The following is a 14,809-nucleotide window of genomic DNA, read 5'->3' on the forward strand; positions in this document are numbered from 1 at the left end:
ATTGTTTCATCTCTTTTTTTTATAAAAAAAACACAAACTCGTATATACGAGTGTTGACTAACTTATATATACGAGTTAATATGTAATTGTAAACGGTATCAAAAAAAGAAAAGAGGGACGGGAATATGGGGAAAGACTATCGTAAAACAGCAGAGGAAGTGTTGCAGTATATTGGTGGGAAAGACAATATTGAACAAGCTGCACATTGTGTGACGAGGCTCCGTATCGCTTTAAAAGATGAAAGTAAAATAGATAATGATAAATTACAGTCTGTTTCATTAGTGAAAGGAGCGTTTCATAACGCTGGTATATTTCAAGTTGTAATTGGTCCAGGAGATGTAGATCGTGTTTACGCTGAATTGATAACGCTTGCGGGTATGAAAGAATCGACTGTAGCTGACGTAAAAGACTCTGGAAATCAGAAGTTAAATCCAGCTCAAAAGTTTGTAAAAATATTTTCAGATGTATTTATGCCGATATTACCAGCGATCGTAACGGCTGGTTTACTAATGGGTATTAACAATCTATTAGGCGCAAAGGACTTATTTTTTGATGGGAAAAATTTATTAGATGTTTATCCGAACTTAGGCGGGCTTTGGGATTTAATTAATATGATGGCCAATACAGCATTCGTATTCTTACCAGCACTTGTCGGGTGGTCAGCAACGAAGCGTTTTGGTGGTAGTCCAATACTAGGGATTGTTATGGGATTAATGCTTGTGCACCCGGCCTTATTAAACGCTTGGGACTATGGAAAAGCAGCGACTGGTTTAGACGGACAAAAGATTGAGTACTTCGATATTTTAGGACTGTTCCAAATTGAAAAGGTAGGGTATCAAGGTCAAATCTTGCCGGTTTTAGTAGCTGCATTTGTGTTAAGTAAAGTAGAAATTTTCTTAAAGAAACATGTACCAAATGCAATTCAATTATTAGTTGTACCAATTACAACAATCGTTGTGACAGGTGTGTTAGCATTAGGAATTATTGGTCCGGTTACACGTCATATTGGAGATTTATTAACAGTAGGATTAGTAGGTGTATATGAAACAGTACCAGTAGTTGGAGCAGTATTATTTGGAGCGTTATATGCACCACTTGTAATTACAGGTATGCATCATATGTTTATTGCAATTGATTTACAATTGATTGCACAACATGGCGGTACATTTATTTGGCCGATGATTGCTCTTTCTAACATTGCGCAAGGTAGTGCGGCACTTGCGATGTTCTGGATTTCTAAAAATCAAAATGATAAAAGTATGGCATCAACATCAGCCATTTCAGCATACTTCGGTATTACAGAACCAGCGATGTTTGGTGTGAATTTACGAAATAAGTTCCCGTTTTATGCAGCGATTATAGGGTCTGCTGTGGCAGCGATATTCATTACATTAAATGGTGTATTAGCACCTGCTATCGGAATTGGGGGATTGCCAGCATTTATTTCTATCATTCCGAAATCGATTCCAATGTTTATTGTCGGAATGATTATTGCAGTTGTAATCCCATTTACTTTAACATGGTTATTTGCAAAAAGAGTGAAACAGAAGTAGGAGGAAGTTAAACATGAAGGATTGGCATAAAAGTGTAGTCTATCAAATTTATCCGAAGAGCTTTAATAGTTATTACAATAGAGAAACCGGTGATATAAAAGGGGTTACAGAGAAACTAGATTATTTAAAAGAACTCGGAGTGGATTATATTTGGTTAACACCGATATACCAATCACCACAAAATGATAATGGATATGATGTAAGTGATTATTACAGCATTGATCCATCTTACGGAACGATGGAAGAGTTTGAAGAACTTTTAGCAGAAGCGAAAGTACGTAACATTGAAATTATGCTTGATATTGTTGTAAATCATAGTTCGACTGAACATAAGTGGTTTAAAGAAGCGAAGGAAGATAAAAATAGTCCATATCGTAATTACTATATTTGGCGTGATGAAAAAAATAATTGGCAGTCTAAGTTTGGTGGATCTGCTTGGAAATATGATGAGAAGACGGAGCAATATTATTTACATCTATTTGATGAAACACAAGCTGATTTAAATTGGGAAAATGAAAAACTGCGTGAAGAAGTATATGATATGATGCGCTTTTGGCTGGATAAAGGGGTAACGGGATTCCGATTAGATGTCATTAATTTAATTTCAAAAGACCAATGCTTTTTAAACGATGAAGGTAGTACTGCGACAAGTGATGGACGCAAGTATTATACAGATGGCCCGCGTGTTCATGAATATTTACAAGAGATGAACCGAAATGTTTTTGCAGGAAAAGATGTCATTACAGTTGGAGAAATGTCATCTACGACAATTGATAATTGTATTAAATATTCTAATCCTGAGCGTAATGAATTAAGCATGACGTTTAGTTTCCATCATTTAAAAGTAGATTATCCGAATGGTGATAAGTGGACGAAAGCAGAGTTTGATTTTATTAAATTAAAAGAGATTATGTCTAACTGGCAAATTGAAATGCAAAAGGGCGGAGGATGGAATGCGTTATTTTGGTGTAATCATGACCAGCCTCGCATCGTGTCACGCTTTGGTGATGATGGAAAGTACCGAAACGAATCTGCAAAAATGTTAGCGACAGCCATGCACATGCTGCAAGGAACGCCTTATATTTATCAAGGGGAAGAAATCGGTATGACGAATCCTAAATTTGAGTCCATCGAGCAATATCGTGATGTAGAATCGTTAAATATATACGATATAAAGCTAAAAGAAGGGCTATCAAAAGAAGAGATTATAGGGATTTTAAAGCAAAAATCTCGTGACAACTCTCGCACTCCGATGCAGTGGAATGAAGAGATGAACAGTGGTTTTACAACAAGTACACCTTGGATTTCAGCGGCTGAAAATTTTAAAGAAATAAACGTAGAGAAAGCATTAGAAGATAAAGAGTCCGTATTTTATCATTATAAAAAGTTAATAGAGCTTAGAAAAACGTATGATGTAATTACAGAAGGAGAATATGCTATTTTGGATAAAAATGATCCTAAAATTTGGGCATATACTCGTACTACAGAAAGTGAAGTACTACTTGTTATAAATAACTTCTATGGAGAAGAAATAACGTATTCAGTACCAGCGCACGTTCAGTTAGATGGAATGAAACAAGAAGTACTACTGTCGAATTATAAAGATGCCAGCAAGGATATTGCAAAACTTAACTTAAGACCATATGAATCAATTGTGTATCGATATACGAAATAAAAAGGTTGTATGCCCGAGCGGCATACAACCTTTTTATTTTAAGACACCACTATACAAAATGCTTACTTCTACTTCAGGTTTGAATTTTACTTTTGCATAATCTTTATTCCAATTTTTTTTCTTCCATAAGTTAGGATGATAAGCGATAAGATGTCTTCCAATACCGAAAGCATCACAATTTGCTTTTTGTAGTTTTCGTGTTATTTTTTTCGCTTCTTTCGTGAGTTGTTTAGAAAGTTCTTTATTTAGTTTTTCTCTATCGTCCATTGTATACATATTATCTCTTGGAGATTCAAGTGCTATAACTTTTAATTGGAGCTTAATGTGAGCATAAACATTTCCTTTTTTATCTGTTGTTATTTTTAAGTCGCGTTTTAATTTTCGATTACTAATTTCCATTGTTAAATAATCAGATGTCTTCTCAGATTCATCACTAGTCAGTTTTTGGGTTATACGGGCACTTGTTCCCATTTTTCCGGTTAATAACACGAATAAAACAGATTGTTGCAAAGGTAAATGCCCAGTTAATTTATCATTGTTAAATAAAGCTAACCCGTTTGTAACTACTTCTTTTCCTTTTATTTTTATAGAAGGAAGGGTAAAGTCTTTACCGGGATCTAACATTTTTGTAGCAGCTGTTTCTAAAGTTTCTTTTGGAAATACACTCATATCTTCTAAGCTTTTCACTTTTTTCTTTAGAAAATCTCCAATTAGTAAATTTCCTATTTTCTTTTTTTCGAGTATCTCCGATGTTTCACCATCTACTGCAATAAGTTTTACTAAAGCAGTTGGGTTTGTTGGATCTCGAAAGCTGACATCTAAATAGGGGAGTATACCCTTTTTTAGAATTTTGGTTCCGAGTAATTGAACACCATATTTAAAATAGCGAATATTCCCAGTCACATTTTTTTTTAGGGCATCGCCTGTATCCATTATGTTATGCCCGGTTGCTGAATATATTTCATTCTCAAATGAAGATTGCTCTCCGCTTGAACTTTTTACGAGCTCGATTGTTTGCTGGAGTTTATTCTCTTCCGTAATATCAGCTCCAACGCTATAAGCTAAACTTGCCTCCCTTAATGGTTCTTGATCCCAACAGCCAGAAAGGAGGGAACTAGCACATAATATTAAAAGTAATTTAACTCTTTTTGGGAACATACTGTTCTCCTTTCTTCTTTCTTATTATTGAATAAAGTAGAAATAAAAGAGGGAGAACAACGATGAAAATATAGGTGAACTTATCAGTGAAAGTTGAAATTACTTTTAATTCTTCAGGTGTATCTATAAATAAGGCTACACTAAAAGCAATAATACCAACGATTGGAACAGCCTTTTTATGATTAGCAAGGTTGAATATATGTCCAATTCCGATTGAAGCAGCGCAGTAATAACTAGCAATAGAAGCGACAACTGTTATCATCCAAATTGGGATGAAGATTAGGTCCGTTCGATCTATAATTCCAATATGCAAGGAGCGTAATAAGTAAGCAACTGGCTCTGGAATAAGCTCAATTTGCTTTGGACTAAATACGATAAAGCAAATCCAAACGGTAAAAGTATAAAAAAGAGTTACAAATCCATTGGCGATAGAAATGGCCTTCAGTTTTGCAATAGAACTCCCATTTACTTTTGGAAAAGCGATAAGAATAATTTCAAAACCATACATGGCTGTAATTGTTTCCTTGGATGCTTGAATTATATTCCACCATCCGGCTTCTGTAATAGGAAAAATATAAGAGAAATCAGCTCGTGAAAGCCCTAGGGCAATTAAAAGGGCCATTGGAATAATGAGAATAGAGGCCATGACATAAAATCGTACGATGACTTTAAATGTGTTATAAGCTACATAACAACAAGCTACTGTACATAATATGAGAATTGCAGACCACGGAGTTGCGTGTAAAACCCATACTTTAATGACGTTACAAGCATTCAACATAACCGTCATACCGATAAGGGTAAAATAAAAAACATAAGAAAAGCCCAATAGTTTTCCTAACTTATTACCAAATAGCATACAAACACTTTTATACATATCTGCATCAGGAAATCGTTTTAAGAAAAGCCACATAAGTAAAATAATAAGTTGAATGGCAAGCCCCGCAATGAGCGCAGAAATCCAACCACCACCTTTTGCTATCGGATGAAGCCGGTTAGGTAGAGATAGTATACCGACCCCAATTTGGCATTGAATAACGAAAAAGGTAAATTGAACAAGTGAAATTTTACTTTGCGTGTTTGTCACCGTCCTCATCCTCTCTCGTTACATGTTGGCGCTGCATTTTTTTCGGTTTTGGATCATGTGGTCTTTCCCAAAATGACCAAATTGGTAGTCTTATGAAAGAATCTTTCATATCTTTAATCCGCATCGGGGCAACAGGAGAAAGATATGGTGTATGAAATGAATGAAGCTGACATAAGTGAACGAAAGTTATAATGAGACCGAATGATATTCCTACATATCCGAATATGGCAGCAAGGAGCATTAATGGAAAACGAAGAATCCGAACTGCTGAACTCATATCGTTTGATGGAACGAGAAAAGATGAGATTGCAGTTAAAGCTACAACGATGATCATTGTGTAAGAAACGAGTCCAGCTTTTACAATTGCATCCCCAATTACTAAACCACCTACAATACCGATTGTTTGTCCAACGCGGCTCGGCAAGCGAATACCAGCTTCTCGTAATAACTCGAAAATTAACTCCATTAAGAGAGCTTCAAAAATAGGAGGAAGCGGTACTTTCTCTAATGAAGCTTTAATCGTATACACAAGTTCGAGCGGTAACACATCAGGATGAAAAGCAACAGTTGCAATATATAAAGCTGGTAAGAGAAAGGCAATTAAAAAACTTACTAAGCGAATCATTCGGACGAAAGAACCGACAATCCAACGGTTATTATAATCATCTGGTGATTGATAGAAAGCAAATAACGTAACAGGAACGATGAGTGCTGTTGGATCTCCATCAGATAAAATAGCAACACGCCCTTCCATTAAATTAGCAACAGTTCTATCTGGACGCTCTGTATTTAATTGCTGCGGAAATGGGGAGAAAGACGTATCCTCTATAAATTCTTGTATGTATCCTGGTGGCATAAGTGCATCCGTTTTAATGGTTTCCAATCTTCTTTTCACTTCTATAACTAAATCGTCATTCGCTATATTTTGCATATAAGTAATTGCCACTTTCGTGTGCATTTCTTCACCGAGTGTAAAATACTTAACAACTAAATTTGGACTCTTAATGAGTTTACGAATAGAGGTTAAATTAGTTGCTAGATCCTCTACAAAACCAGTATGTGGACCGCGCACAACTCCTTCATTATCAGGCTCTGCTATATCTCTCTTTAAAGATAAGGTTGTTTCGAAAATACAAAAACTGTCGACGTGTTCATGAAAATATAAGGATTTACCTTGTAATAAAAGTTGTATCCCATAATTTAAATTCGTTTCTTTTTTCATATTTAACGTAGAAAAAGCTTTATCTAAAGATAAATCTGATCGCGTTAATAATGGCTCAAGGACTAACTGATGAATTAGATTTGGATCTGCTAAAGATTCGATATATAAGATTGCTCCTTTTCCGTTTTGAAAAGGGAGATCTAATTTTTTTATATCATCAGAATGAGAAAGTTTATTTTCAATGTAATTAATGTTCTCCGGAAGTGATGGAAACATATGCTTTTGTTTTTTACTCTCTTGTTGTTCTTTTTGCTCTGTCATAATTTCCACCTCTCTTAAAGTGCAATTGTTTCTGTTAATTTTTGTCGTTTGTGAGAAATTTATGCTTGAATTATTTTAAAAAAAGAGGATTGAAGGTTACGTTACATTGTCTTTTGTGCATTATTCAATTTCATAGCAGTACTTCTAACATTTGTGTCGAATTAAGAAGATATATAGGAGGGATATATATGGAAATAGCTGTAGAACGTGTTTTTACGAAAGAGATTTTAAAAAGAGCAGCGAATTTGTTTCATGTAACAGTGGAAGAAAAGCCACTTGGAGATTTTGAGAATTATATTTTTAAGGCGAAGGTTGATAATGATGAAGATTACGTATTACGTTTAACACATTCTTCTCATCGTTCTAAACAAGAGGTAGAGGCTGAACTAGATTTTTTACGATATGTTGCGGAGAATGGGGCAAAGGTAGCAGGACCTCTTTATTCAACGTCTCGAAATCTCGTAGAAGAAATCGTAGCAGAGGATGGAACGTTCTTTTCCGCTTCTTTATTTACATATGCAAAAGGTGAGCAAGTAAAAGGAGAGGAATCGCCTTATTGGGGCGAGCCTCTCTTTGAAGCATGGGGAAAAGCGATTGGGCAACTGCATCGCCTTACAATGGAATATCCTAAAACAGACTACCGTGATACGTGGGAAGAAGACGAAAGTGGAATTGTTAATGAATTAGAAGATGGTCAAGTGAAAAAGATTGCAGCGGTACTAATGGATGAAATTAAGGCCCTTCCAGTTGAAAGAGAAACGTTCGGTCTTATGCACGGTGATATCCATCAAGGTAATTTTCATTATGATGGTAAAGAGCTAACAATCTTTGATTTTGATGATGCGGCTTATAATTACTTTATACATGATTTAGCGATGGTTCTATACTACTCTGTTCTATTTACAACGTGGACAGCAGAAGAGAAGACAGATTTTGCTCGTAAACAGTTACAAGTGTTACGAAAAGGATATGAGTATGAGCACAGGCTGGCGGATAGTTGGTATGAATCGTTGCCACTATTTTTACGTTTACGTGATATAGGTTTATATGGAACGCTTCAGAAGAAGTTTAAAGGGAAAGATATGCCTGATAACTTCTTGAAATTATCAGAAGAGCTATACGAAAGAATTATTAAAAGAGAAGCAATTGTGAATATATAATACATTTAGTTCAAAACAAAGTATATAAAACAAATATATACTTTGTTTTTTTATACAAAAATATGTTTACTTTATTAAAATAATATTGTCCTAGATTCGGTATGCACTTATAATTTTATATATATTCTGAATATTCTTTATAAAGAAGGAGGGGGAATGTTGGAAACTTTCGTAAATTGGTTAAATAATATTGTTTGGAGTCCAGCACTTGTTTATTTATGTTTAGGAGTAGGTTTATATTTTTCTATTCGAACGAAGTTTTTACAAGTAAGGCACGTAGGAGAAATGGTGAAGCTGACATTTCAAGGAGAAAAATCAGAGGCTGGTGTTTCTTCATTCCAAGCGTTAGCACTTTCGTTATCAGGACGTGTTGGGACAGGGAATATCGCTGGGGTAGCAACAGCGGTTGCATTCGGTGGACCAGGAGCTGTATTTTGGATGTGGGCAGTAGCCTTTTTAGGGGCAGGATCAGCTTATGTAGAATCAACACTCGCGCAAATATATAAGACGAAACATCAAGGGCAGTTTCGTGGTGGACCTGCTTATTACATCGAAAAAGGTCTAGGAGTTAAATGGTATGCTTTAGTATTCGTTGCAGCGACAATTCTTGCAACAGGACTTTTACTACCAGGCGTACAAGCAAATAGTATTGCTGTAAGTTTAGAAACGGCTTTTGGTATTAATACTACCGCATCAGGGGCTATATTAGTTGTTGTATTAGCTCTTATCATTTTCGGTGGAGTAAAGCGAATTGTTAACGTAGCGCAAGTTGTCGTACCTTTTATGGCAATAGGCTATATTTTAGTAGCTTGCGTCATTGTTGCTATGAATATTGAAAAATTGCCAGAAGCATTTATGTTAATTATAAGAAGTGCATTTGCATTAGAAGCTGCTTTCGGTGGTATTATCGGTTTAGCAATCTCTTGGGGGGTAAAACGTGGTATTTATTCCAATGAAGCAGGGCAAGGAACTGGACCACACGCAGCAGCAGCAGCCGAAGTATCACATCCAGCTAAGCAAGGTTTAGTGCAAGCATTTTCCGTTTACATTGATACATTATTTGTTTGTTCAGCAACAGCATTTATGATGATTATTACAGGCATGTATAACGTATTTGATGCAAGCGGAAAAAACTTTATCGTTAATAAACTAAATGGTGCTCAGCCAGGACCAGGATATACACAGGCGGCGGTAGAATCTGTTTTCCCTGGATTTGGAAACGTTTTCGTTGCAATCTCGTTATTATTCTTCGCGTTTACAACAATTATGGCGTATTACTACATTGCAGAAACGAATATTGCGTACTTAAATCGTGATAAAGACCGTCCTTGGATGTCTATGGTACTAAAGTTTGTATTTTTAGGAGCTGTATTCTATGGATGTATAAAAACAGCAGCAACGGCTTGGGCTTTAGGCGACATTGGGGTAGGAATTATGGCATGGGTAAATATCATTGCGATTTTACTATTACAAAAACCTGCATTAGTCGCATTAAAGGATTATGAAAAACAGAAAAAAGAAGGAAAAGATCCAGTATTCGATCCAGGGCCATTAGGAATTAAAAATGCTGATTTTTGGGAGCATGAATACGGGAAAGATAAGAAAGAAGAAGTATCTTAACAGAATAGAAATGAAGAAGCAAAGGGGAAACTCTTTGCTTTTTTTTATGGACAAATTGAAGCTAAAAGTTATTTTTGGGACTATTTTTGAATATAAAAAGAATGTACATGCATTGTTAGGGGAAGGGGGAGTATGTTGATAGAATTTCGTAATGTAAATAAATATTATGGTAACTTTCAAGTTTTGAAAAATATTAATGTGCAAGTGAAAAAAGGCGAAGTGGTAGTAGTTGTCGGGCCTTCAGGATCAGGAAAAAGTACATTGCTTCGATGTATAAATCAATTAGAGGCAATTACAGATGGAGAATTAATTGTACAAAATACAGAGGTACACAATAAAAAAACGGACATGAATGAATTGCGGCGAAATATTGGGATGGTCTTTCAACATTTTTATTTATATCCACATAAAACGGTTCTTCAAAATATTACATTAGCACCGATTAAAGTAAATAAAGTTTCCAAAGAAGAAGCAGAGAAAACAGCAATGCTTTATTTAGAGAAAGTAGGAATCCCAGAGAAGGCTAATGTATATCCGCATCAATTATCCGGAGGACAACAACAAAGGGTAGCAATTGCTAGAGGACTTGCGATGCAGCCGGAAATTATGCTGTTTGATGAGCCTACGTCTGCTCTTGATCCAGAGATGATTGGAGAGGTGCTTGATGTTATGAAGGCCCTGGCTAAAGAAGGGATGACGATGGTTGTTGTCACGCATGAAATGGGATTTGCGCGAGAAGTAGCAGATCGGATTTTATTTATGGATGATGGTCAAATTATTGAAGATACAACACCGGCGCAATTCTTTGCAAACCCTGAACAAGAAAGAGCTCGTTTATTTTTAAGTCGGGTGCTAAATCATTAGAGGAGGAATTTTATGCTTAAAATGAAAAAATTATTTACTTTAATCGTATTTTCATGTTTATTCGTGCTTGTTGTTGCTGGATGCGGAAGTAAGAAAGATGAGGCAAAGGAAACAAATACGAAGCAAGGCGGGGCTGTTGAGCAAATTAAGAAACGAGGGAAATTAGTAGTTGGGGTGAAGAATGATACGAATTTATTTGGATTAAAAAATCCTTCAACAGGGCAGGTAGAAGGATTCGATGTTGATGTCGCGAAGGCACTTGCGAAAAAGATTCTTGGAGATGAAAAGAAGCTAGAGCTGAAAGAAGTAACGTCTAAAACACGTATTCCAATGCTGAAAAATGGTGATATTGATGCAATTATTGCAACAATGACAATTACGGAAGAACGCAAAAAAGAAGTGGATTTTTCAGATGTATATTTTAAAGCAGGACAATCGTTACTTGTGAAAAAAGGAAGCAATATTAAGAGTGTCGATGATATAAAACAAGGCGTTAAAGTATTAGCTGTAAAAGGGTCAACATCTACAAATAACATTCGTCAAAAGTCACCAGAAGCGACTGTATTAGAGTTTGAAAATTATAGTGAGGCATTTACAGCGTTAAAGGCAGGTAAAGGTGATGTGTTAACGACAGATAATGCGATCCTTTACGGAATGGCAAAACAAGATTCTAATTATGAAGTAGTAGGAAAAATTTTCACAGATGAACCGTATGGAATTGCAGTGCAAAAAGGGGCAGATGATTTAACGAAAGAGATTAATACTTTAATTAAAGACATGAAAGCAAGCGGAGAGTATGACAAATTATATGAGAAGTGGATTGGACAAAAACCAGAAAAGTAGATAGTAAAAGTGAGAGGATGAGAGTACTCATCCTCTTCTTGTAAAGAAAGAGGGGAGAATATGTGCCTGATTTTTCTATATTAACGAATAACATTGATATGTATTTAGAAGGATTTAAATATACAGTTATGTCTAGTGTAATTGCATTGATAGGTAGTTTTATTTTAGGAGTAATTTTGGCAGTAATGCGTATTGCACCTATTCGTATTTTAAATTGGATAGGATCAGCTTTTGTGGAGTTTGTAAGAAATATTCCACTCGTATTAATTGCATTTATATTCTATTTTGCTTTACCTGTAATAGGAATTACTTTAAATGGTTTTGTAGCAGGAACAGTTACGCTTACGGTATATACGGCAGCTTTTATTGCAGAAGTAATTCGCGCTGGTATTTTATCAGTTGCGAAAGGGCAAATGGAAGCTGCCCGCTCTTCAGGGCTAACGTATGTGCAGGCGATGTATTATGTTGTCTTACCACAAGCTGTGAAAATTGTAATTCCCCCTTTAGGAAACCAGTTTCTCAATTTAGTTAAAAACTCCTCAATACTTGGAATCATTGCTGGTGCTGATTTAATGTATCAAGGAGATTTAATTTCAACGAAGACGTTTGTTACGTTTGATGTTTATATATTTGTCGGGATGTTTTATTTAATATTAACAATTCCGCTCAGTATGCTAGTGCGTTATTTAGAAAAACGCTTGGCAAAGGAGGCGGTGTAAATGGATTTCAAGGGAGCAATTACAGGAGATCATATTCTATTTTTATTAAAAGGATTACTTATAACATTAGAGGTAGCGCTCATAGCAATTGTACTTAGTTTTATTATTGGAAGTGTAATCGGTATATTGCGCTACACGAAAATACCTGTCGTCTCACAAATATTAGGAGTTATAGTTGAAGTGATTCGAAACTTACCACTACTGTTAATTATATTTTTCACGTATTTTGCACTTCCAGAAGCAGGCTTGAAATTAGAAATTATAACAGCTGCAATTGTTGCTTTAACAATATTTGAGGCAGCAATGATATCTGAAATTGTTAGAAGTGGTTTATTGTCTATTGAAAAAGGGCAGGTTGAAGCCGCAAGATCTTCGGGATTAACTTATGTGCAAGCGCTTTGGCATATTATTTTGCCACAAGCATTAAGGAGAATGGTTCCGCCGCTTGTCAGTCAATTTATTTCATTGCTGAAGGATACGTCGCTAGCGGTTGTTATATCACTCCCTGAGCTTATGCATAATGCTCAAATTATTAGCGGGCAAAATGTGAATTACATGATTCCAACATTTATATTAGTAGCTTGTATGTACTTTATCGTAAATTATAGTTTATCAATTTTATCGAGAAGATTAGAACTTCGTTGACTCTTACAATATATGTAAGGGTTTTTTCCTTGTTTCTCCTTATTTTCCTCTAAATAGAATCTAAATCTTGCAATAATTCGATTTTTATATTATTTTATCAGAAAAGTTTTAATTTTATATAGAAAATGTAATCGCTTTCGTGTATATTTTTATTATCAGAAAATTTTAACAAGATATAGGGGTATTGGTAGGGGGAGGATTTAGATGCAGCAACCAACGAATGAGAAATTACATCGCACGATGAAGAGTAGACATTTATTTATGATCGCACTTGGTGGTGTAATCGGAACTGGTTTTTTCTTAGGTTCAGGTTACACTATTAATCAGGCTGGACCAGGGGGAGCCATCCTTTCATATTTAGTAGGCGGATTTATTATGTATTTAACAATGCTTTGTCTTGGAGAGTTAACGGTAGCTATGCCGGTTTCAGGATCTTTCCAAAAGTATGCAACGAAGTTTATTGGACCAGGAACGGGCTTTATGATTGGCTGGTTATACTGGCTTGGCTGGGCAGTAACAGTGGGGCTAGAATTAACGTCAATCGGTTTAATGATGAAAAGATGGTTTCCAAATGTTGATGTTTGGGTATGGTGCCTTGTATTCGGTGTTATTTTATATGCTTCAAACGCAATTTCGGCAAAAAGTTATGCTGAATTAGAATTTTGGTTTTCTAGTATTAAAGTAATTACAATCCTTGCATTTGTTGTTCTTGGTGGTAGTGCATTATTAGGATTTATATCATATGACGGAAAAGAAGCAGCACCTCTTTTCTCTAACTTTGTAAGCGATGGTGGACTTTTCCCGAATGGACTAGCTGCCGTACTACTTACAATGATTACAGTTAACTTCTCATTTCAAGGAACAGAGTTAATCGGAATTGCAGCGGGAGAAAGTGAAAATCCAGAAAAAACAATTCCACGTGCGATCCGTAATACAGTATGGCGCATTATGTTATTCTTCATTTTAACAATGACAATTTTAGTAGGATTAATTTCTTGGAAAGAAGCAGGTGTAATTGAAAGTCCATTCGTAGTCGTATTTGATAAAATTGGTATTCCATACGCAGCTGATATTATGAACTTCGTTATTATTACTGCGTTATTATCTGTAGCGAACTCTGGATTATATGCAGCGACGCGTATACTATGGTCACTTGCAAATGAGGGAATGGCACCAACTTCCTTCCAGAAAGTAAATAAGCGTGGTATTCCAATTACAGCGCTAGTCGTAACGATTGCGGTAGCTGGATTATCTCTATTCACAAGTTTCCTTGCAGAAGATACAGTATACATGTATTTATTATCGATAGCTGGTTTATCGGCTGTTTCAAGTTGGATCATTATTGCTCTATCGCAACTTCGCTTTAGAAGTCAGTATATAAAGGGCGGAGGAAAGTTAGAGGACTTAAAGTATAGAACACCACTATACCCGATTGTTCCAATTTTAGCTTTAATTACAAATAGCATCGTTGTTATTAGTTTAGCGTTTATTCCTGAACAAAGAATGGCGTTATACTGTGGTATTCCATTTATCATTTTCTGCTATATATATTATTATATTAGTAAGAAACGGCAGAAACCGATGAAAGTGGAGATGGAAAAAACAAATGAAACTAACAATCAAACACGATGATATAGAAGCAGATTTATCGTATGGTCAATTAGCGATTGGAAAAGAAAACGGTTATTCACCGTTACAATTACTCGTTTCTTCTATCGCAGGGTGTAGTGCAATTGTCTTTCGAACGATTTTAGAAAAGAAACGTATTCCATACGATACGTTTACAATCGAAACTGAAATTGGTAGAAGTGAAGCGTTATCGAAGCCAGTTGAAAGTGTTCATTTGCACTATAAAATTAAAGCAGAAAACATTACAGAAGAGCAGCTGGACAAGGCGCTGCAACTTGCAGTGAAAAATTGTACGATTGTTCAATCTGTAAAAGATAGTATAAAGGTTACGGAAACAATTGAACTAATAAAATGAAACATAAAAACGTGAGAA

At 35.6% G+C, this 14,809-nt stretch carries 13 protein-coding genes; 10 read left to right on the forward strand and 3 right to left on the reverse strand.

Annotated features, from left to right (window positions below; all coding sequences use genetic code 11):
- Positions 1-125 precede the first annotated feature (125 nt).
- Together treP and treC are read left to right on the forward strand one after the other, a co-directional pair.
- Positions 126-1,553 carry a PTS system trehalose-specific EIIBC component gene (gene treP / locus NST27_RS03180; protein ID WP_000513940.1) on the forward strand — a complete coding sequence of 476 codons (1,428 nt, stop codon included), beginning with the start codon at positions 126-128 and terminating at the stop codon, positions 1,551-1,553.
- Positions 1,554-1,566: 13 nt separating this feature from the next.
- Positions 1,567-3,228, forward strand: coding sequence for an alpha,alpha-phosphotrehalase (gene treC, locus NST27_RS03185; protein ID WP_000656144.1), 1,662 nt, complete (start codon positions 1,567-1,569; stop codon positions 3,226-3,228).
- Positions 3,229-3,261: 33 nt separating this feature from the next.
- Here the strand turns inward: treC and NST27_RS03190 are convergent, their stop codons facing one another.
- From NST27_RS03190 to gerKA, 3 genes are read right to left on the reverse strand one after another with little or no spacing between them, the layout of a single operon-like run.
- Complete coding sequence (locus NST27_RS03190; protein WP_000484126.1) at positions 3,262-4,386, reverse strand: Ger(x)C family spore germination protein; 1,125 nt, start codon at positions 4,384-4,386, stop codon at positions 3,262-3,264.
- Entirely contained in the window at positions 4,367-5,473 is a 1,107-nt protein-coding gene (locus tag NST27_RS03195; protein ID WP_000185796.1) for a GerAB/ArcD/ProY family transporter, read from the reverse strand. The genes NST27_RS03190 and NST27_RS03195 overlap by 20 nt, the downstream gene beginning before the upstream one ends.
- Positions 5,454-6,956 carry a spore germination protein GerKA gene (gene gerKA / locus NST27_RS03200; protein ID WP_000139243.1) on the reverse strand — a complete coding sequence of 501 codons (1,503 nt, stop codon included), beginning with the start codon at positions 6,954-6,956 and terminating at the stop codon, positions 5,454-5,456. The genes NST27_RS03195 and gerKA overlap by 20 nt, the downstream gene beginning before the upstream one ends.
- Positions 6,957-7,144: 188 nt before the next feature.
- Between gerKA and NST27_RS03205 the strand changes: the two genes are divergently transcribed.
- The 8 genes from NST27_RS03205 to NST27_RS03240 all read left to right on the forward strand — a co-directional run bounded on the left by NST27_RS03205 (position 7,145) and on the right by NST27_RS03240 (position 14,791).
- Positions 7,145-8,116: a phosphotransferase enzyme family protein gene (locus NST27_RS03205; RefSeq protein WP_047385610.1), complete on the forward strand. Its 972-nt coding sequence runs from the start codon at positions 7,145-7,147 to the stop codon at positions 8,114-8,116.
- A gap of 159 nt (positions 8,117-8,275) precedes the next feature.
- Positions 8,276-9,736: an alanine/glycine:cation symporter family protein gene (locus NST27_RS03210; RefSeq protein WP_047385612.1), complete on the forward strand. Its 1,461-nt coding sequence runs from the start codon at positions 8,276-8,278 to the stop codon at positions 9,734-9,736.
- A 132-nt stretch (positions 9,737-9,868) separates the two neighbouring features.
- Complete coding sequence (locus NST27_RS03215) at positions 9,869-10,600, forward strand: amino acid ABC transporter ATP-binding protein (RefSeq protein ID WP_001999062.1); 732 nt, start codon at positions 9,869-9,871, stop codon at positions 10,598-10,600.
- 12 nt (positions 10,601-10,612) lie between these two features.
- Positions 10,613-11,443 carry a glutamine ABC transporter substrate-binding protein GlnH gene (gene glnH, locus NST27_RS03220; protein ID WP_000916491.1) on the forward strand — a complete coding sequence of 277 codons (831 nt, stop codon included), beginning with the start codon at positions 10,613-10,615 and terminating at the stop codon, positions 11,441-11,443.
- Between the two features lie 62 nt (positions 11,444-11,505).
- Positions 11,506-12,162, forward strand: a complete 657-nt coding sequence (locus tag NST27_RS03225) for an amino acid ABC transporter permease (RefSeq protein WP_001112667.1) — start codon at positions 11,506-11,508, stop codon at positions 12,160-12,162.
- Positions 12,163-12,807, forward strand: a complete 645-nt coding sequence (locus NST27_RS03230) for an amino acid ABC transporter permease (RefSeq protein WP_000345955.1) — start codon at positions 12,163-12,165, stop codon at positions 12,805-12,807.
- Positions 12,808-13,011: 204 nt separating this feature from the next.
- On the forward strand, positions 13,012-14,439 hold the full coding sequence (locus NST27_RS03235) for an amino acid permease (protein WP_001187097.1): 1,428 nt from the start codon (positions 13,012-13,014) through the stop codon (positions 14,437-14,439).
- On the forward strand, positions 14,414-14,791 hold the full coding sequence (locus tag NST27_RS03240; protein WP_016117157.1) for an OsmC family protein: 378 nt from the start codon (positions 14,414-14,416) through the stop codon (positions 14,789-14,791). Before NST27_RS03235 ends, NST27_RS03240 begins: the two co-directional genes overlap by 26 nt.
- Positions 14,792-14,809: the final 18 nt, after the last annotated feature.

It is taken from the genome of Bacillus sp. FSL W8-0770, from assembly GCF_038008705.1.
GTDB lineage: Bacteria > Bacillota > Bacilli > Bacillales > Bacillaceae_G > Bacillus_A > Bacillus_A cereus.